Consider the following 20,156-nt stretch of genomic DNA (forward strand, 5'->3'; position numbering starts at 1 on the left):
AAATGATGGAATTCTTCCAGGTCGTTGTCAACGGGCTGCATGGTCCGGCAGATTGGCAGACATATCGCTGACCATCAACGCCAGCATGCCTTGTTCGACAAATTGCTTCATGTCTGCTGTATAGCCACTGCCAGCCAGCATCTCTGGATGCTGCTCGTGAGCAGTCTGGACTTTTGCATGCGTAGCGGGGTTCGTACCCCAGGTGTCAGCAATCAGCCATTGCCAGTGGCGCATGAGTTTCATGATGTCGGGATGGCCAGGTGCGGGCTTGCTTTCCATCAGTTGCCGGGTCTGTGCAAATGTGTTCAGCCATTCCTGCATATTCTTTTGGCCATGTTTGCGGTAATGCTGCAATTCATCCTGATCCAGGTAGTTTGCAAAGATATCGCAGCGTATCTCATGCAGTGCCTGCAAAATATAATCGAGCAATTCACCATCAATGCCGGTGATGGCCTGGGCAGAAAAATCTGTCCTGTGCATGTTGCTGAGTTTGACGAAGAAACGCGGATCATCCCCCATGCTGGTCTTGCATAAGTCCATCCACTCGCGCGCCAGATTTTTGGCTCGTATATCAGTGGCTGGTATGCTATTTTCCATGAGGCTGCGCACGGCGGTCACCAGCTTGGGCCATTCCTGTCTGAAGTTGTTTTGCGCTGCCCGTTTTTGGAAAATGGCAATTTCTTCTGCACTGAAATACTGCCGCTGGGTCGCCATCAGGCGCAAGGTCTTGAGCCACTCGTCAAGCTCCGGCTCTTTTTCTGAAGACAGTTTTTCTTCCAGTGTAGCCAGGCGCTCGCGTAAATCATTCGCATCCGCAATTTGCCTGTCTATTGCGCACATCTGCTGGCGTATCAATTGACGCAAGTCTGCGCCGCCACCATTGAGCATATCGCGTGTCTCTGCCAGTGACAGCCCGAGACCTCGCAGCGCCTGCACGCGGTGCAGACGGGCGACATCATCCCTGTTATATAAACGACAACCTGATGCCGTGCGCGAAGACGGTTGCACCAGCCCTATTTCTTCATAATGATGCAGCGCACGGATAGTCAGGCCTATGCGCTTTGCCAATTCGCCTATCTTGAGTAACATTGCTTGCCCTTGTAGAAAGGCCTATCTTAAAGTCTGACGTAACGTTAGAGTCAAGCAATTTCAAATAGATTTGTCGGGTTTTCTGTAAAATTACTTATTTTACAAGCTAAAAATCTGCCGGTATCAAATCCAGCCTGTCTGTACAAAAGGCATCGACACCCCAATGAAGTATTTCCGTCGCCCTTTCAGGTGTGTTGACGGTATAGCAGAACAGGCCATATCCGGCATCCTTGACCTCGCGCGCCGTGTCTGCCGTCAAATGTTTGTGATTCGTATGCAGGGCTTTTGCGGCCAGCTCTTGCAAGCTGGCTTTCCAGTCTGGCGTAACCTTGTCCATCAAAAAACCGCGCGGGATGGTGGGTGCTGCATGCTTGGCGGCCATCAGGGCAGCAAATGAAAATGAAGAAAACAGAGGCAGATGCAGGGCATCGACTACGGCAACATCAGCGAACAAGGTTTGCGTCTGTTCTGCCACTACCCGTCCGGTTTCTTCCTCCGCTCCTGGTGATGGTTTGATTTCGACATTCATCCAGATCCCATGCTGGCGGCAAAAGCGCACTACATCTGCATACAGGGGCACTGACTCTCCCTTGAAGTTATCCGCAAACCACTTACCGGCATCCATGGCCTGCAAATCTGCAGCCAAAGTATCGGCCACACGGCCACTGCCAGCGACTGTTCTGCCAAATTCAGGATCATGCATGAGCACAGGAACGCCATCCTTTGATAACATGACATCAAATTCCACGGCAGCAAAACCGTGTTCTTGTCCGCAACGCATCGCAGCCAGCGTATTTTCTGGCGCCAGGGTTCCTCCACCACGATGGGCGATGACTTTGGGATAGGGCCACATTTTGTGCTCCGTATAAGCTGATAAGTAATGTTAATAGGATAATCGAAGATGCCGACACCGTCGCTACAAAAAACCTCTCTGGGCCATATCCGCGTGCTGGATCTGACGCGGGTACTCGCTGGCCCCTGGTGCGCACAAAACCTGGCTGATCTGGGAGCTGATGTCATCAAGGTAGAACGACCAGGCAGCGGCGACGATACCCGTAGCTGGGGGCCACCTTACTTGCGCGATGCGGAAGGCAATAACACGACAGAGGCAGCTTATTACCTTGCCGCCAACCGTGGCAAACAGGCCATCACGGTCGATATTGCGACCGCAGAAGGCCAGCAAATCATTCGTGAACTGGCAGCAAAATCTGATGTCGTGCTGGAAAACTACAAGGTTGGCCAGTTGAAGAAATATGGGCTCGACTATGAATCACTGAAGCTGGTCAAGCCCGATCTCGTCTATTGTTCCATCACTGGCTTTGGCCAGGATGGCCCCTATGCCCACCGGGCTGGTTATGATTTTATCGTACAAGGTATGGGCGGTTTCATGTCACTGACGGGTGAGCGCGATGATTTACCTGGCGGCGGCCCGCAAAAAGCCGGTGTGGCGATTGCTGACCTGATGACGGGCATGTATTCGACCATCGCCGTCATGGCCGCCCTGACGCACAGGGACAGGACAGGTGAAGGCCAGTACATAGACATGGCCCTGCTGGATGTGCAGGTCGCCATGCTGGCCAATATGAACATGAATTACCTGGCCAGTGGCAATGCCCCCAAGCGCTGGGGCAATGCCCATCCGAATATCGTGCCTTATCAGACCTTTGCGACTTCTGACGGCCATATCATCGTCGCTGCAGGCAATGACGGTCAGTATAAGAAATTTGTACAAATAGGTGGCTTGCCAGAGCTTGCAGATGACCAGCGTTTCAGCACCAACCCCAAGCGCGTAGAACACAGGGATGTGCTGGTGCCGATACTGGCCAACATGGTCAGGCTCAAGAGCAAACAGGAATGGATAGACCTGCTGGAAAAAGCTGGCGTACCTTGCGGCCCGATCAATCGCCTCGACGAAGTATTTGCCGACCCGCAGGTTGTGGCGCGTGGCATGAAGATCAAGGTTCCTCATCCTGCTGCCGGCAGTGTTGATCTGCTGACCAGCCCGATGAAGCTTTCAGTCACACCCACCATTACCCCCGGTGCCCCGCCCCTGCTGGGCCAGCATACCCAGGCCGTATTGGGTGAATTGCTGGGCTATGGGCCAGCGCAAATTGAGGAATTGAAGGGCAAGAAGATCATCTGACGGATGGCAACAAGGCAGCAGGCGTCGTTTTTGCAAACCCTGGCGACAAAAAACCGGGGCTTCATCGTAAAGCGCTCCGCAGCCTGCGCCAAAGTCGCTAAGCTTATGCCCATCACTATTTCCCTGGCAAAACAATGATCAAACAGTATTATCAGCGCACAGTATCTGCCCTGTTATCAAGCCTGACACCGGCATGGCGCGAGCGCATCTACAAGATTTTGTCGGATATGCCGCGTCTGCTGGGTATCAATCTGGCCTGCGGCTTTGCAGTCACCTACGTGCTGCGCACCGGTGGCAGCCTGCTCGTGAACGTTACCGTTTCCATGTTCATAGGCTTTTCTGCCTATACCCTCATCAACGGTACAAAGCAGTTGATCTGGCGGGACAAGGAACCCCATGTCATCGGCTTTTACCTGATGTGCCTGCTGGTCGCGCCACTGGCTTTTTTCGTCGGTCTGCTGATAGCGTCCTATCTGCTCAATTTTTCTATCAATGCCTTTTCCCATTTCCAGTGGAATCATGTGAGCAATTTTGTCATCATGACCTGCATCGTCAGTCTGGTGGCAGCCTGGTCTTTCTGGAACCGGGGGAAAATGGCAGAGTTGGTCGCCGCTGCCGAGGCAGAAAAAGCCAAGAATGCCGCCATAGAGAAACAGGCCCTGCAAGCGCAATTACAAATGCTGCAAGCGCAGATAGAGCCGCATATGCTGTTCAACACCCTGGCCAATCTGCAGGGCCTGATCGCGATAGACCCTGAGCGCGCCCAGCACATGCTGGCGCAACTGATCATTTACCTGCGCAACACCCTCAGCTCTTCGCGTGCTGAACAAACCAGTCTGAAGCAGGAGTTCACTCTCATGCAAGCTTACCTGGAACTACTCGCCATTCGCATGGGCAAACGCCTGCGTTACACGCTGGACTTGCCCGATGCCTTGCAGCAGACCAGCATTGCCCCCATGCTCTTGCAACCTTTAGTGGAAAACGCAATCAAGCACGGACTGGAGCCAAAAATGGAAGGCGGCAGCATCCATGTCGTCGCTGAAGCCGTGACAGGGCAATTGCACCTGAAAGTCATAGACACTGGCCTGGGCCTGCCTTTCAATTACGATGATAGTCATGTTGTGAGCACCGACGGACTACATGTAGGCAACGCTAATATCCGTGACCGTCTGCTTGCCCTGTATGGCCCACAAGCCAGCCTGACACTGACGGCCAACGCGCCTGAAGGGGCGATTGCCCATTTGATTATTCCCTTAGCACACTTAGCACAATAACCATGACAAACAAACGCGCCCTGATCGCTGAAGACGAACCCATACTTGCCCTGACCCTGCAAAAAATGCTGGGCAAACTCTGGCCGGAACTGCAAATCTGCAGCATGGCTGAAAATGGCGTTGAGGCCGTGCAGGAAGCCCTGACACAATTACCTGACATACTATTTCTTGATATCAAGATGCCAGGCAAGACCGGGCTCGATGTCTCGCAGGAACTGGCAGAAGAATGGCCGGACCAGAAACCCTTCCCCCTGATCGTGTATGTCACTGCCTATGATGAATATGCTGTCGAAGCTTTTGAACACTCAGCCTCGGACTATGTTCTGAAACCCATCAGTGAAGACAGATTGCACAAAACCGTACAAAGATTACAGGCCCGCCTGGCTGATGGCCCGCAAAGACCGAATGAACTTGAGCGTGTGCTTGAGCAACTGCGCCATCTCGTACCTGGCCAGACTGCCCAACCAGTGAGCACTGCGCAACCAGAGCGCCTGCGCATCATCCGCGCCGCCGTCGGCAACCAGATACGCATGATCAATGTCGATGATGTACTGTATTTTGAAGCGACTGACAAATACATCAATGTCGTCACCAGAGAACATTCATCCCTGATACGCAGCAGCCTGCGAGAATTATTGCCTCAACTCGACAGCAGCATCTTCTGGCAAATCCACCGCAGTACTGTCGTCAATACCTTGCATATACAAATCGCCAACAAGGATGAGACTGGCAAGATCACACTGAAGCTCAAAGGCAGTGAAGATAAATTGCAGGTGAGCCGGGTCTATGCACATTTGTTCAGACAGATGTAAGCTATCCCGTTTTATCCAGGACAAGCAGAGGCAGGCATGAGTACAGACAAAAATATAAACAATTTACAATGGCAATGCGCAAGCTTCAATGAATTAAGTAATATGCAACTGCATGCCATCTTGCAGGCACGTTCTGCCGTATTTGTCATTGAACAAAACTGCGTCTATCAGGACGTCGATGGCAAAGACCCAATTTCACATCACCTGACGGCCTGGACGCCGGAAGGCGAAGTGGCGGCCTATCTGCGCATAGTCCCTGCTGGTATCAGTTTTGATGAGGCTTCACTGGGCCGTGTCATCAGTACCCAGGACTGGCGTGGCAGCGGTGTTGGCAAAGCTCTAATTGCAAATGGCATCAAGGCTTTGCATGCACTCTACCCTGGCGCCAATATCCGTATAGGTGCGCAGGCTTACCTTGAAAAATTCTATGGCAGCTTTGGTTTTGAGACGGTTTCTGACATCTATCTGGAAGACGATATTCCCCATATCGAGATGCTGTTGGTCGCAAAAGCCTGATTAAATCGCTTATAATGCTGCCAAATCAATGACTTACTGAATTTCATCATGCCTGCTGTAATACAAACACCCGATAAACCCTACGTCAATATTTCTGCCTACAAGTTCATCACTTTTGATGACACCGCTGAAAAACGCCAGGTATTTCTGGATAAATGCAAGGAACTGAATCTGAAAGGCACGGTACTGCTGACGCCAGAAGGCATCAATATGTTCCTGGCTGGTTTGCGCCATGAGATTGATGCCTACATGGACTGGCTGCACCAGGACCCGCGTTTTGCAGATGTGGTCGCCAAAGAGAGTTTTTCTGACCACCAGCCCTTCACCAAAATCCTGGTCAAGCTGAAGGCAGAAATCATCACCATGCGCATGCCATTGATCAAGCCTGAAGAAGGCCGCGCTCCTGCGGTGGATGCCCACACGCTAAAACGCTGGCTGGACCAGGGCCATGACGATAATGGCAAAGCCGTGGTCATGGTTGATACCCGTAATGATTTTGAAGTCGATGTTGGCAGCTTTGACAATACCATCGACTACCGCATTGCCAAGTTCACAGAGTTTCCGGCTGTTATCGAAGCCAACCGCGATGCCTTGAATGACAAGACCGTAGTGACTTTCTGTACTGGGGGCATACGTTGCGAAAAAGCCGCCATTCACATGCAGAATGTTGGCTTTGACAGTGTCTATCAGCTCGAAGGCGGCATCCTCAAATACTTTGAAGAAGTGGGTGGCGATCACTACCACGGCGACTGCTTTGTATTTGACTACCGCACGGCGCTGAACCCGCAACTGGAAGCTACAGACACCAAGCAATGCTTTGCCTGCCGTGCCGTTGTCACGCCACGTGAGCAATTGTCACCCTGGTATATCTCTGGCAAGTCTTGCCCGCATTGCAAGAAAGAATCGACAGGGGCAACTGGCGCAAGTGAAGCTGAGGCTGCTGCTGCCTGATTGCTACAGAAGACTGCTGAAGTAAATTTTCAAACGAAAGCATTACTGTTTATACAGTAATGCTTTTTTTATTTTTCGAACTGAACTTCAACTGCTCCAGGCAGTCTATTGAAATTCAAGCACTTTAAAATAAACTACCCATCCTGCAGTGCATTGCTGCCCGGGTAAAACATCTTATTCCAGAGACTCCCTATGAAACGCTTATTACTCAGCGCACTCGCCCTCAGCCTGCTGGCCAATGTTGTTCACGCCACAGAGCCTGCACAGACAACGACAGTTGCCACAGCATCTGCCTTGGGGTCAGGCATACATCCTGAAGACATGGACAAGGCAGTGCGCCCGCAGGATGATTTTTATCGCTATGCACAAGGTGCGTGGTTGAAGGCGAATGAAATCCCGTCCGACAAATCAGACTGGGGTACTTTCATGAAAGCGCGTGAAGATGTGCAACAACAATTGCGTACCATCGTCGAAAGCGCCGCGAAAGAGAGCAACAAACTGGCTGGTTCGGATAAGCAAAAAATCGGTGATCTTTATACCAGTTTCATGGATGAGAAAAAACTCAATGCCCTGGGCATCACTGCATTAAACAATGAATTGGGGCGAATTACCAAAATACAAAACAAGCGTGGCATTCATGACCTGATTGCCCATTTCCATGAGATAGGTATCAACACCCCGATACGTTTAAGCATAGGCCAGGACAACACCAACTCCAGCCAATATGCCGTGACTGTATCCCAAGGTGGGCTGGGTTTGCCAAACCGCGATTACTATCTGTCGCAGGATGACGCAAAAATGGCCGACATCCGTGCCAAATACAAGACACATATAGAAAAAATACTGACACTGACTGGTAAAAGCAATGTAGCAGCACAGGCCGACAATATCATCGCACTGGAAACCGCGTTGGCCAAGGTGCAATGGACAACCGAACAAAACCGCGATCCGGTCAAGACCTATAACAAAATGTCCGTTGCTGAATTGAGCAAGATGACACCCGCCTTCAACTGGGCCGTGTATCTGAAATCAGCCCACATGCAAGGCAAAATCAATGATCTTGTCGTACAACAACCCAGTTTCATCAAAGGCTTTGATGGCACCATCAACAATTTCAGCCTCAACATCTGGAAGTCGTATTTCACCTGGCACCTGATCCGCTCCTACAGCCCTTTCCTGTCGTCTGATTTTGTGAATGAAAACTTTGCCTTCTATGAAGCCACAATTGCAGGTACGAAGGAAAACCGTACACGTGAAAAACGCGGTGTAGCACTGACTGACCAGTTGCTGGGTGAACCCGTAGGCAAGATCTATGTAGAAAAATACTTCCCGCCTGAAGTCAAACAACGTACAGAAAAAATGGTGGGCTATTTCCTTGAAGCTTTCAAACAAAGTATAGAAACTCTGGACTGGATGAGCCCCGAAACCAAGAAACAGGCACAAATCAAATTATCCAAGATCAGCGTCAAGATAGGTTACCCAAGACAATGGCAGGATGATACTGGGCTGACGATCAAGCGTGATGACCTGGTCGGCAACCTCATGCGCGCCCGCAAAGCACGCCACGACAGAGAAGTTGCCAAGCTGGGCAAACCCATAGACCGTGAGGAGTGGCATATGACGCCACAAACGGTGAATGCCTATTACAGCGAGACAATGAATGAAATCGTCTTCCCCGCAGCACGCCTGCAATCACCTTTGTTTGATGTCACTGCAGAAGATGCTTTCAACTATGGTGCACTGGGCATTTCCATCGGCCATGAAATCAGTCATGCATTTGATGACCAGGGCGCGCAGTATGATGGCGACGGCAATTTGCGCAACTGGTGGACAGCCGAAGACAAGGAAAAATTCAAGAAAAAAACTGCCAGCCTGGTTGATCAATATGCGACGTATAGCCCAGTTCCAGGTTATTTCCTGAATGGGAAAACGACCCTGGGTGAAAACATTGCCGACAATGCGGGCATCGTCATGGCATTACGTGCCTACAAGCTCTCATTGCAAGGCAAGCCTGCACCTGTGATTGATGGCTGGACAGCCGAACAACGCCTGTTCATGGGCTTGGCGCAAGCCAGACGCGGCAAGTCACGCGAACAGCGCGCCATCGCTCTTGTCAAGACCGACCTGCATTCTCCTGGAGAATTCCGTGTCAATGGCAGCCTGGTCAATCATCCTGATTTTTATACTTCGTTTGACGTCAAACCTGGCGACAAGATGTATCTGACGCCAGATAAGCGTGTCAGTATCTGGTAAATCATTTATCGCCCCACTACCTGCCATCGTCTGATCCAGAGTCATGGCAGGTAGCATATACAGTATCCAATTTCCTCAAAAATCGTCGTACCGGTATCAAATTCCACTACCTCTTCTGTAACTATTTGCTACTGATGACAAATAGCTTGCGATTCTATGGTCTTATATTATTGTAGAGTCACTTTCTACATTTAAGGACACATGATGACAACGCCAATTCGCAAAATCGCCCTGATTGCCGCTCTGTGCGCCAGCAGCCTGTTGCCACTTTCTGCACACGCTGGCCGTGGTTGCATTTCTTGCGGCCCTTCTGGTGGTTCTGAAGCTCTGTCCATGGGTGTGGGCATCATCATGCTTGGCGGTTTTTCCATGGTGGCTGGTTCAGGTGAGATGATCGTTGATACCGTCAAGGCGGGTGCTGATGGTGTGACTGTCGTGCTCAAGGGTTCTACGCAAGCGGTCAGCACTACCGTCAGATTATCTGGCAAGGGCATAGAAAAAGTCGGCCTGGTCAGCGGTGCCGTGGTGGAAGTCAGCGCGACGACAACTGGTTATCTGCTGGTCAGTGCAGGCAAGGTGCTGGCGTTTATTCCTAATGAAATCGGCACTGCCCTGATGCACCACAACAAGGTCTGATCAAATTTAATATGCGCACACGCTCACTGGCTTCCTCCAAGGTTCTGATAATAATTCAGCGTCTATTTATCGTCATCGCTCTCGCCTGCACGGCACCGGCTTTTGCCGGTCGCCCTTGCGAGGAAAATAGTTACGATCCCAAGAAAGTCATGCAGGCACTGGAGTTTGCGCACAAGACCCAGATCAAGCTCGACGAAAGTCAGGCCAATGTTGCCATCATCGCCCGCGTCGGCCAGGATTTGTCCAAGTACAATTTGCGCTATTCCCATCTGGGCCTGATAGAACGCCTGCCAGATGGCACCTGGTCTGTCATGCATGAACTGAACCAGTGCGGCACGGCCAATTCAGAATTATTCAGGGAAGGTCTGGGTAATTTTTTCATGGACGACATGTTCGCCTTTGAAACCCTGGTCCTCATTCCCAACACCGAGCTGCAACAAAAAATACAACAGGTGATGGCCGATGGCCGCGCGAAGAACCTGCATGCGGCGCGCTATAACATGCTGTCCTATGCCTACTCCACCATGTACCAGAACTCGAATCAGTGGGCTCTGGAAGTTCTCGCCGCAGCGCAAGCCAATGATGTGCGCATAGAAAACCGCACTCAAGCCCAGGCATGGTTGAAGTCAGCATCGTATAAGCCTGACACCATCTACATCCCTTCCCTGACACGCCTGGGTGCACGCATGTTCCGCGCCAACGTCGCATTCGACGACCATCCATTTGACCGCCGCATGGCCGGGCAAATCGATACCGTCACGGTTGAATCCATAGTTCGATTCATGATGTCGCGCGATAGCAAGGCTGAAAAATTCGTGCTGAAGCAATAAACTGATTTGCAAAACCTTCTGCAATCGAACTCCAAAATCTCTACCGGAGCAGCATAGAACTGCTCTCAAAAAACCACAAAAGCATTTTTTAGAAGGCTTATTCAAATGTCATGAATAAGCCTTGCCTCCTGCCGTCACCTGCATTTAGCATGGACAAAAACAATAATAAGTTTGCCAATATCAGTACGCAGGCGGTATCCACTGCCGCCATGCGTCACCCGATTTTTATAACAATGAGACAAAAAAAGGTAAAGCATGGAAAAGTTTTGGCTGCAATCCTATCCCCAAGGTGTGCCCGCAGAAATCGACTACACACAATACACATCCCTCGTGCACTTGCTGGAAGAGTCTTTCCAGAAATATGCTGACCGCAAGGCTTATGTCTGTATGGACAAGTACCTGAGCTATGCTGAAGTGGATGACTTGTCTAAAAAATTTGGTGCGTGGCTGCAAAGCAGGGGCCTGGAAAAAGGTGCACGCGTTGCCATCATGATGCCTAACGTCCTTCAATACCCTGTCGTCATCGCCGCAGTCTTGCGTGCGGGCTATACCGCCGTCAACGTCAACCCCTTATATACACCACGTGAGCTTGAGCATCAATTGAATGACTCGGGTGCAGAGGCCATTGTTATCCTTGAGAACTTTGCGACTACCCTGCAGCAGGTACTCAGCAAAACGCGGATCAAGCATGTAGTTGTGACCAGCATGGGCGACCTGATGGGTGGTGTCAAAGGCATGGTCGTCAATTTTGCCGTGCGCCATATCAAAAAAATGGTGCCAGAATTCTCCTTGCCGACTGCTGTCAGTTTCAAGCAGGCGCTGGCAGATGGTTCTCGCCAGCCATTAAAAGCGGTCACGATCACGCATGATGACATCGCTTTCCTGCAATACACCGGTGGTACTACAGGCGTCTCCAAGGGAGCAACGCTGTCACACCGTAACGTCACTGCCAATGTCTTGCAAAATGATGCGTGGGCACAACCGGCGCTGAACAAGGCTCCAAAAGTAGAGGCCATGACCATCGTCTGTGCCCTGCCCCTGTACCATATATTTGCTCTGACCAGTTGCTGCCTGATGGGCACGCGCCTGGGTGGTTTGAATATCCTGATCCCCAATCCGCGTGATATACCAGGGCTGGTGAAGACGCTTTCCAAACATAAAATCAGCATGCTGCCGGCCGTGAATACGCTTTACAACGGCTTGCTGAATAATCCTGATTTTGCAAAACTTGATTTCTCTGAACTCAAGGCCTGCAATGGTGGTGGCACGGCAGTACAGCAAGCAGTTGCCGAGCGCTGGAAAAAAATCACTGGCTGCGCTATCGTTGAAGGCTATGGCTTGTCCGAAACCTCACCTGTCGCGACCTGCAACCCATCCAATGCAGAAAACTTTAGCGGCACCATAGGCTTGCCATTGCCATCAACAGAAATAGCGATACTTGACGATAGCGGCAAGCGAGTACCATTGGGTGAGGCAGGTGAAATTGCGATACGCGGGCCGCAAGTCATGGTGGGTTACTGGAACCGCCCTGAAGATACAGCCAGTGTCATGACCGCCGATGGTTTTTTCAAATCAGGTGATGTCGGCATCATGCAAGACAATGGCTATATCCGCGTAGTCGATCGCAAGAAAGACATGATACTGGTGTCAGGCTTTAATGTTTACCCGAATGAAATTGAAGGCGTAGTGGCGGCTCACCCCGGCGTGCTGGAATGCGCCTGCATAGGTGTGCCAGATGCCAATTCTGGCGAGGCCGTAAAACTATATGTCGTCAAAAAAGATGCGCAATTGACTGATGAAATGTTGATGACTTATTGCAAGGAACAACTGACATCCTACAAAAAACCCAAGTACATAGAATTCCGTACCGAGTTACCAAAGTCAAATGTTGGCAAAATCTTGCGCCGTGAATTAAGAGACGAAAAGAAAGTGGAAAAGATTGATATCAAGCCAGATGAAAAGAAAGCGGCTTGATGGCTAAATTAAGCCTAGCTTAACCAAGCCAAGCTAACAAAACAGGGCCTGCATCGTCAGGCCTTGTTTTTTATACGTAAATAACTTGTATAGGACTTACGCAAAATTGTCCCAGCAAGGCTATCGCTGTGGGAAACATCCCTGGCAAGGGATGTTCGTTTCGTCGGCAAGCAACGTGTTGCTTGAAACCCCGATTACACCGTCAGCGACGAAGACAGTACTTTAGTACGCGGCTCCTAGGAGAGGAGCTGCAACGCAGCTGGGGCGGTTTTGCGTAAGTCCTATTATTCTGATTTGAGCAAAGCTTGCCACCGTGCCGCCTGCCGTGTCAAACGTTTGCTGCGGCCTATATAAGACCAAGGATTTATAAAACGTGTCAGGTAGCGCCATACCATCAATGCAGTATCGCCATCACGGCGTGGTATCACATGCAGATGCACATGGGCCACATGCTGATTGGCTGCCTTGCCATTATTGAGCAACACTGCAGTGGCATTGCTTTCACCACCGAGGCGCAATGCAGAGGAAAAACGGCTTGCCATGGCAAACAGGTAAGCCACCGTTTCTTCCGGCAAGTCTTCTATATGCTGCTGGTGTTGTTGCGGTATCACCAGCAAATGCCCGCGCGTCAGGGGGAATGCATCGAGTATGGCGATACACTGTTCATCACGATAAACGACCGATGCGGCGCTGCGCCCGTTGAGGATTTCGCAAAATACGCATTCATGCTTTCTGGCCACATTGCCTCCTGTCTTGCCGATTACATCGTATACATAAAAAACCCGCCACACAGGACGGGTTCATCTCCTGCTGCACCTTCCAGGCATCATACGCCAGGAATAAGCTTTTCCACTTGCTGACCATCACTTTCTTTTGCCAGTTTTTGTAAGGCTGGATAATCGATCTTGCCATTCGAATTAAAAGGCATCTTGCGCAATTCAATCACATCCTGCGGCACCATGTAGGCAGGCAAATGCAGGGTACAAGCTTTGAGTATATCTCTTGATGATACGGTAAAGCCGCATCCATAGGCAAGCAAGCCCTGCACGCTGCCATCAGCAGCCACAGGCCAGGGCACTACCGCAACCAGGTCAGAACCGCCCAGGCGGCGTATCACTGCCTCAACCTCTTGCACTTCAACCCGGTAGCCGCGTATCTTGACCTGGTTATCGATGCGGCCACAGTACAGCAAGCCGACCTTCGCATCGGCGCAGGCCAGATCGCCGGTACGGTACCAGCGCTGCGCCTGCCTGCCCTCAAAATGCATGCTGAGAAAACGCTGGCGTGTCAGTTCGGCATTTTCCCAATAACCCTGTGCCAGTTGTGAACCGCCCAGATACAGCTCACCAATTTCACCGTCAGCAACAGGATTAAAGTGTTCATCCAGGACTATGGTCTCCTGCCCTGACAAAGGCTGGCCTATGGGTACGACAGGCAGTGCAGCAATGCGCTGATCAGCAGACTGGTATGGATGCACCGTAAAAGCGATCGTCGCTTCTGTCGGCCCGTATAAATTCTCGATGATGGAATTGGGTGCGGCAGGTTGCCAGTCTTGTGCCAGGCTGGTGGGCAAAGCTTCACCACAAAACAGACTGTACTTCAGGCTGGGCAAAACGCCAGGGCGCAAGGCGTTGTAGCGTTTCAGGCAGGCGGCAAGAGATGGCACCGAGAACCAGTGCGTTAATTCATGTTGTTGCACAAATTTAAGCGGCATCATCATGACACGCGCAGGTACGCTATACAGGCATGCCCCCGCACTCAGGCAGACGAAAATATCATGTACCGACAAGTCAAAGGTAAAGTCGAAAAACTGGGTAAAGCGGTCGCCCTGACCCGGTTGATAGCGTGCGATGATACTGGCGACATAGGTAGCAGCATTTTCATTCGTTACTGCCACGCCCTTGGGCAAACCCGTGCTGCCAGAAGTGAACAGGATATAGGCAACGGGGTTGGCCTTGACAGGCAAGCTCAGGCTGGCGGTATCGGCCTCGGCCATCTGGCGTTTCAAAATATAAGTGTGCTGGCTGGCGCTGGCAGTCCAGGTAGGCAAAGTCTCAGTCTCGGGCATCAGCACGGTCAAAGGCTCGGGATAAGCTTGCAGCAATTCTTTGGCTGCATCCATAGAGCGTTCATCCACCACAATCGAGGTCGATGCAGACAGCTCCACCATGCGCAAATTGCGCTGCACGGGGAACTTGGCATTCAGTGGCACATAGGCCATGCCTGCCATCAAAGTGCCAAGCACAGAAGCATACGCAGTAATGCTGCGATCGACCAGCAAGGCACAGCGCTGACGGCTGCAATCCTTGTTTTCGCGCGCCAGCGTGCGGGTAATCCTGGCTACACGCAACAGCAATTCTGCATAGGTATACACCTGTTCATCAACCCACAATGCATTGCTGTTAGGCTGGGCTTTAGCCGTATTGAAAAAACTGGCAATCAATAATTTTTGTTCTTTTTTCATGAAAATGTCTCCTCCCGGCCATGGTGATGGTCATGACCATGGCCGTCATTTCGCTACGACAAAAACAGCCGGGCAATGTCCGCAGACTTTCATGACGCGGACATTGCCATCAACATCAATTCAGGCTGGGTATCACTTGCTCCTGATGCTGCGCGACAAATTGCCTGATCATGGTCGCCAGGTCTTCATCATAGAAATGCGAGAAATGATCACCGTTTTCATCAAAGGACAATACCCCCTGCTTCAAGCCTGCGACCAGGAAACGGCCCACATCGGCATGCGTGACAAGATCCTTACCACCGACATGTACGAGCACAGGATGCGGGATATCGGCAGTCCAGGCGTCGTCTCTTTCATTGAACAGGCCGTTCATCATATTGGCGTAGCGGAACAATGATTCCGGCGTGCGGAAAGGTACGCTGGTCATGTACAGCAAGAAGGGGTCGGTACTGGTCAGTATGGTAGAAATCATCTTGCGGTCTTCACCATCATCTGAGGTTGCATGGGCACCATAGATGAGATCGCAGTACTTTTGGGCGAAACGATAATTGGCAGCAATCTTGGGGAAGAGTGTACGTATATTCTTTTCAAAATCGGTGATCTTGATTTCATTCGAAGCAGGTAAAGAGACGCCGCCATTCAGCAATACTGCCGATGAAATACGCTCAGGGAAAGCCGCCATGCTGCGCAGGCTGACCTGGGCACCGCTGCTCCAGCCAGCGATTGCTGCCTTGGCGATGCCAAAGTGGTCGAGTATCGCCACCATGTCTTTGGCATGGGTCAAGGAATGACACTTTTCCAGATCAAATTCATGGGTGATCGCTGGTACCCAGCGGCTTTCCCAGGTGATGACGTGAAACTGGTCAGACAAGCGCTGGGCCAGCGGGAACATGAAGTCAGATGGCATGCCATAGGCATTTGCCAGCACCAGCGCAGGCTTGCTCTTATCACCCAGTGTCAACACACATAATTCAGTACCATCTTCTGCCGTCACCTGAGTGCGGTTGAAAGTAGTGCCACTTTGTTGCTCATCGAGTTCCTTGATAAAGGCAGTCAGGTAAGTACCGTAATCAGCCCAGCTCAAGCCCACATGTTTGGGCAGGCTGCGGGCAAAGTTCTTGATGGTGCGGTAGTAGCCGCCATAAAACACGGTACGTTTATCGAATAATTCTTCTATCGCCGTCGCTGGGGTGTCGCGCTCAGGTACGAAATTGATGCTTTTCATGCCGAGTGCAGTATCAATTTTTTCCAGCATGGTCTTGACATTGAGGTCGCTGGAATTGGTCAGGTGATACACCTTCTGATCACCAAAGCCGATATTGCTCAGATAGATCATGTCGAACACGCATTGATCGACCGGCACCAGATTGCCCGCAGCAGCGAGGTCACCGATGAGGCGCAAAGGTGTCTGCAATTTGCTCAGTGTTTCGCGCAGGCGGTACATTTCCTGCGTCAGGCCATAGATACCAAAGCGCGTGCCACCGCTGCGGCGTGATGCCAGCGGCCCCATGATGATGGCAGGACGCAGGATACGATAATCCAGGCCGTTGGCATCGCAGTATCTGGCGACTTCATGCTCGCCTTCATTTTTACTGCTCTCGTAAAAATTGTTGTAGGCAATATCAACGGGATGCAGGCTCTCCGGTATTTCACCAGCCACACGACCAGAAGTATAGGCAGTAGAGATATGCAGGTAGTGCTGGCAATGCACACGCCGCGCCAGATCCATCACATTCTGAGTGCCGTTGATATTGTGATGGTAAATTTCTTCCTTGTGGCGGTCTTCAAACTTCAGGCTGGCCGCACAATGCCAGAATTCGCTGATACCCGCCGCTGTGAGTTTTTCCAGGTCATTCTTGCTGATCGCACACATGGTCTCGGTCATATCGCCGAGTATGTATTCCAGCTTGCTGTCGATGTCGGCTTTGGGGATGGGTTGGTTGTAGGCAGAGGCGCAGACAGCCAGCGCATCATAAACACGCTGCCTGGCATGTTCCTGCGATTCTCCCCTGACCAGCACATAAATCTTGCCACTCTGGCGCAAACGCCAGAACAGGAAATTACTGCCGAGGAAACCGGTAGCACCGGTGAGGATAATATTCTTTGTCGTATTGCGGTGACGGTTGGTCAGTTCCAGCAAATCGCCATAGCGATAGTCAGTCAATTGGTGTTCCATGGTTTTTTCCTAGTCTAAGTTTTCTGTATTTTTTCTGTATGGGTGGTGGAATGGAATGCCCTATTCCATATAATGCTGTTGCACCCTGTCCAGGGTTCTGACCTTGTCGAGCACGGTGTCATCGACGACAACTTCCCTGCCGCTGATTTCTTCTATGAGGAGTACGTATTCCACAAAACTCAGGGAATCGACGACATCGTTTTCTATGAGATCAAGGTCGAAGGGAATATCGGACAGATATTTTTTCTTTGACAGCAACCACTGTTTAACTTCATTGATCTTGTCAAGACTGATAAGCTGGTTCAAGACTGGTCTCCTGTTTTAATAAATTGGTGTAGCCCAGCAGGGCCAATACTTTTTTCAGCAATTCACGTGCGTGAAAATCCTGCCGCGCCGGGTCAGCCAGCAGTGCACTGCGGATTGTCATGCCGCTGGCAAAACCAGCATCGCGGTACATCGCCGGGTTGTAGAGGGACTCGATGGTCACCTGCACATATTTGCGCAAGTGTCGCGAAACTTTGTCCAGCACTTCTGGCGCATAGTCATTGCTGATGCCATCTGCCAGCCTGGCCAGCAAGGCACGGCCAAAGGTGATGTGGCGCGACTCATCGTTGCGGTGCGCCTCATTGATCTCGCGGATGAAGGGATGCACGCGCTCATCAAGTGCAATCTTCAGGTTGTAGTAATGGCCGACTTCTTCAAAAATAAAAATCTGTGCAAAGCGGACGAGGATAGTCAGCCTGGGGTCAAGCTTCAGTTCAGTCAGTTGTATTTTCTTGTTGCCATAAATCTTGCCCCCGTAGTTTTCGCAGAATTTGGCGAAATACCACATGTGCTGGTTTTCTTCGTCAATGAAGTGATGCAGGTAATCATTGGCTTCTTTCAGCATGGGAGTGTGCAAGAGCTCTGCCACACCTGCTATCAGCTCCTGCTCACCTGTCACATTCAGGCTGAAGAGGTTGATGCATTCCCATTTACTGAGCAGTTTGCGTTGTGCCTCGCTGGCCTGCTCGTAGTAAGCTGTGCCATGGATGGTCAGCAGTTCAGGGCTTACCCACCAGTCCTTCTCACTGATATCATCCACCCAGTCAAAGCGGGTGAAGCTGAAGACGTGCCTGTCACGTGACAATTGCACCAGTCTGGCGAGCCGGTCGGTGTATATACTTTCGGCACTTTGGTTCATGCTCATCTTTCTTTGTCTCCATTGATGCAGATCAATACGTTAAAATTTAGTCTAGCTATTTTTAGATGTCGCTTTAACTACATTAATAAAAGTCCAACATCAGCGTCCATGGAATTTGATAGAATTTTTCATCTAAGTTTCTGGCACAAAATTTGATTTACAGAAACTTTGCAGACATACAAAAATAGCGGGAAAACACCTTGTTTGAGACGGGGCAGACGCGTACCAACGGGGCTTGCCAGAGGGTATTTTTGTATTCTGGAATTGATCTCAGGCACGACCAGACCACTTATCAATTAGTGGTAAAAAAAGCACAATCGATCTTTTTTTAAAATCATGAAAACATTGACGTGATGGAAATTTGCCTGGAATTCATGTTTTTAAAGCATTGCTCTCCAAGAGTGCGCTAGAATCAGCCAACTCTATTTCTGGTACGGAAAATGCAGAATTTATCGATTCTTCAGGCTTTTTATGTAAGCCGGGCCAGTATTCAGGTAATCATCAAAGCTTCAAACCGCAATTAAGCGCATGACGACTTCCGTTAGCGATAACACCCGGCAATTGGTGGAAGGCATATACCAGCAAGAGTCGCGTCGGGTCTTTGCGACCCTGGTACATCTGCTGGGTGACTTTGATCTGGCCGAAGAAGCCCTGCACGAGGCCTTCAAGGCAGCGTTGGAGCAATGGCCGGACAAAGGCGTACCTGAATATCCCCACACCTGGCTGGTATCGGCAGGACGCTACAAGGCCATCGACAGCATACGCAGGCAAAAACGCTTCGACCCGCTGGACCAGCACACAGAAACCGTAGAGGCGCTGGTAGACGAAACATCCCAGCCTGGTGAAGCTACGCTTGAAGCGACAATCATGGAAGACGACAGGCTGCGCCTGATCTTCACCTGCTGTCACCCGGCACTGGCAGCCGATGCTCAGGTTGCGCTGACCTTGCGTGAAGTCTGCGGCCTGACGACGGAAGAAATCGCCCATGCCTTTTTGACCCCCGCCCCTACTTTGGCGCAGCGCATCGTGCGTGCAAAAGCAAAAATACGTGATGCCAGAATCCCTTATCAGGTACCAGAAAAAGAAGAATTGCCAGCGCGCCTGCATAGCGTGCTCAGGGTCATTTATCTGGTCTTTAATGAAGGCTATTCCAGTTCTGCCGGTGACTCAGCTTTGCGTCTCGATCTGGCGGCAGAAGCCATACGGCTGACACGACTGTTACAGGAATTATTGCCCGAGCCGGAAGTCAGCGGTTTGCTGGCGCTAATGCTTTTGCATGAATCGCGCCGACCTGCCCGTACTGATAGCCAGGGTGAATTGATCGCACTGGAACAGCAAGACCGGCAATTATGGAATCCACATTTGATATGCGAAGGTTGCGTCCTGGTAGAGCAGGCTTTACGCTCTGGCCGCTTTGCTGCCTATACACTGCAGGCGGCAATATCTGCGGTCCATGCAGAAGCTGTTACTTATGCTGAGACTGACTGGCCACAGATTGTTGGCCTGTATGATGCGCTGCTGCGGGAAGAAGCCAGCCCCGTCATAGAACTGAACCGCGCCATCGCGATTTCCATGTGTGAGAAGGGATTAAAGACAGGCTTGCAACTGGTCATCGCCTTGCTGGAAAAACAGGAAATGCAAAACTACCATCTGGCACATGCAGCCAGAGCTGACCTGTGCCGCCGCGATGGTGACTTGGTACAGGCAAAGCTGTCCTACCAACAGGCACTGAAGCTCTGCAAACAGGAACCTGAAAAACGCTTTATTGAACGCCGCTTGCAGGCACTCATAAATTAGAGTTTTCATCTGATACCCATCAGTTTTACTAAAAAATAAAAACGACCGCCCCCACCTC

The 20,156-nt window shown here is 50.9% G+C and carries 17 protein-coding genes; 10 read left to right on the forward strand and 7 right to left on the reverse strand.

The genetic code is table 11. From position 1 onward, the window contains the following. Positions 1-27: 27 nt before the first annotated feature. Complete coding sequence (locus ACO0LI_RS12585; RefSeq protein ID WP_423032829.1) at positions 28-1,089, reverse strand: MerR family transcriptional regulator; 1,062 nt, start codon at positions 1,087-1,089, stop codon at positions 28-30. Positions 1,090-1,195: 106 nt separating this feature from the next. Then, entirely contained in the window at positions 1,196-1,942 is a 747-nt protein-coding gene (gene ugpQ, locus ACO0LI_RS12590; RefSeq protein ID WP_423032830.1) for a glycerophosphodiester phosphodiesterase, read from the reverse strand. A gap of 48 nt (positions 1,943-1,990) precedes the next feature. Here ugpQ and ACO0LI_RS12595 point away from each other — a divergent pair, with 48 nt between their 5' ends. The 9 genes from ACO0LI_RS12595 to ACO0LI_RS12635 all read left to right on the forward strand — a co-directional run bounded on the left by ACO0LI_RS12595 (position 1,991) and on the right by ACO0LI_RS12635 (position 12,478). Beyond that, positions 1,991-3,232, forward strand: a complete 1,242-nt coding sequence (locus ACO0LI_RS12595) for a CaiB/BaiF CoA transferase family protein (RefSeq protein WP_423032831.1) — start codon at positions 1,991-1,993, stop codon at positions 3,230-3,232. A gap of 134 nt (positions 3,233-3,366) precedes the next feature. Beyond that, the gene (locus ACO0LI_RS12600) at positions 3,367-4,506 is read left to right on the forward strand and encodes a sensor histidine kinase (protein ID WP_423032832.1); all 1,140 of its coding nucleotides are present in this window, start codon (positions 3,367-3,369) and stop codon (positions 4,504-4,506) included. 2 nt (positions 4,507-4,508) lie between these two features. After that, a complete protein-coding gene (locus tag ACO0LI_RS12605) occupies positions 4,509-5,318 on the forward strand; it encodes a LytR/AlgR family response regulator transcription factor (protein ID WP_423032833.1) in 810 nt (269 codons plus the stop codon). A gap of 36 nt (positions 5,319-5,354) precedes the next feature. Further along, positions 5,355-5,834, forward strand: coding sequence for a GNAT family N-acetyltransferase (locus tag ACO0LI_RS12610; RefSeq protein ID WP_423032834.1), 480 nt, complete (start codon positions 5,355-5,357; stop codon positions 5,832-5,834). Between the two features lie 48 nt (positions 5,835-5,882). Continuing rightward, positions 5,883-6,785, forward strand: coding sequence for a sulfurtransferase (locus ACO0LI_RS12615; protein WP_422953031.1), 903 nt, complete (start codon positions 5,883-5,885; stop codon positions 6,783-6,785). Positions 6,786-6,977: 192 nt separating this feature from the next. Beyond that, positions 6,978-9,038, forward strand: a complete 2,061-nt coding sequence (locus ACO0LI_RS12620; protein ID WP_423032835.1) for a M13 family metallopeptidase — start codon at positions 6,978-6,980, stop codon at positions 9,036-9,038. Between the two features lie 204 nt (positions 9,039-9,242). Next, positions 9,243-9,674 carry a hypothetical protein gene (locus ACO0LI_RS12625; RefSeq protein ID WP_422953033.1) on the forward strand — a complete coding sequence of 144 codons (432 nt, stop codon included), beginning with the start codon at positions 9,243-9,245 and terminating at the stop codon, positions 9,672-9,674. A gap of 11 nt (positions 9,675-9,685) precedes the next feature. After that, positions 9,686-10,504 carry a DUF2145 domain-containing protein gene (locus tag ACO0LI_RS12630; protein WP_423032836.1) on the forward strand — a complete coding sequence of 273 codons (819 nt, stop codon included), beginning with the start codon at positions 9,686-9,688 and terminating at the stop codon, positions 10,502-10,504. 255 nt (positions 10,505-10,759) lie between these two features. Then, complete coding sequence (locus ACO0LI_RS12635; protein WP_423032837.1) at positions 10,760-12,478, forward strand: long-chain-fatty-acid--CoA ligase; 1,719 nt, start codon at positions 10,760-10,762, stop codon at positions 12,476-12,478. Between the two features lie 284 nt (positions 12,479-12,762). Here the strand turns inward: ACO0LI_RS12635 and ACO0LI_RS12640 are convergent, their stop codons facing one another. The 5 genes from ACO0LI_RS12640 to ACO0LI_RS12660 form a co-directional block, all read right to left on the reverse strand. Further along, positions 12,763-13,218 (reverse strand): HIT family protein, encoded by a 456-nt coding sequence (locus ACO0LI_RS12640; RefSeq protein ID WP_423032838.1) that lies wholly within the window; start codon positions 13,216-13,218, stop codon positions 12,763-12,765. 86 nt (positions 13,219-13,304) lie between these two features. Then, positions 13,305-14,942, reverse strand: coding sequence for an amino acid adenylation domain-containing protein (locus tag ACO0LI_RS12645; RefSeq protein WP_423032839.1), 1,638 nt, complete (start codon positions 14,940-14,942; stop codon positions 13,305-13,307). A 115-nt stretch (positions 14,943-15,057) separates the two neighbouring features. Then, positions 15,058-17,118, reverse strand: a complete 2,061-nt coding sequence (locus ACO0LI_RS12650) for an alpha/beta fold hydrolase (RefSeq protein WP_423032840.1) — start codon at positions 17,116-17,118, stop codon at positions 15,058-15,060. Positions 17,119-17,178: 60 nt separating this feature from the next. Next, positions 17,179-17,424, reverse strand: coding sequence for an acyl carrier protein (locus tag ACO0LI_RS12655; protein WP_162059657.1), 246 nt, complete (start codon positions 17,422-17,424; stop codon positions 17,179-17,181). Then, positions 17,402-18,307, reverse strand: coding sequence for a diiron oxygenase (locus tag ACO0LI_RS12660; protein WP_422953039.1), 906 nt, complete (start codon positions 18,305-18,307; stop codon positions 17,402-17,404). The genes ACO0LI_RS12655 and ACO0LI_RS12660 overlap by 23 nt, the downstream gene beginning before the upstream one ends. A 522-nt stretch (positions 18,308-18,829) precedes the next feature. Here ACO0LI_RS12660 and ACO0LI_RS12665 point away from each other — a divergent pair. Further along, positions 18,830-20,098 carry an RNA polymerase sigma factor gene (locus tag ACO0LI_RS12665; RefSeq protein ID WP_423032841.1) on the forward strand — a complete coding sequence of 423 codons (1,269 nt, stop codon included), beginning with the start codon at positions 18,830-18,832 and terminating at the stop codon, positions 20,096-20,098. The last annotated feature ends 58 nt before the right edge of the window (positions 20,099-20,156 follow it).

Source organism: Undibacterium sp. Tian12W (genome assembly GCF_049339405.1).
Classification (GTDB): domain Bacteria; phylum Pseudomonadota; class Gammaproteobacteria; order Burkholderiales; family Burkholderiaceae_D; genus Undibacterium.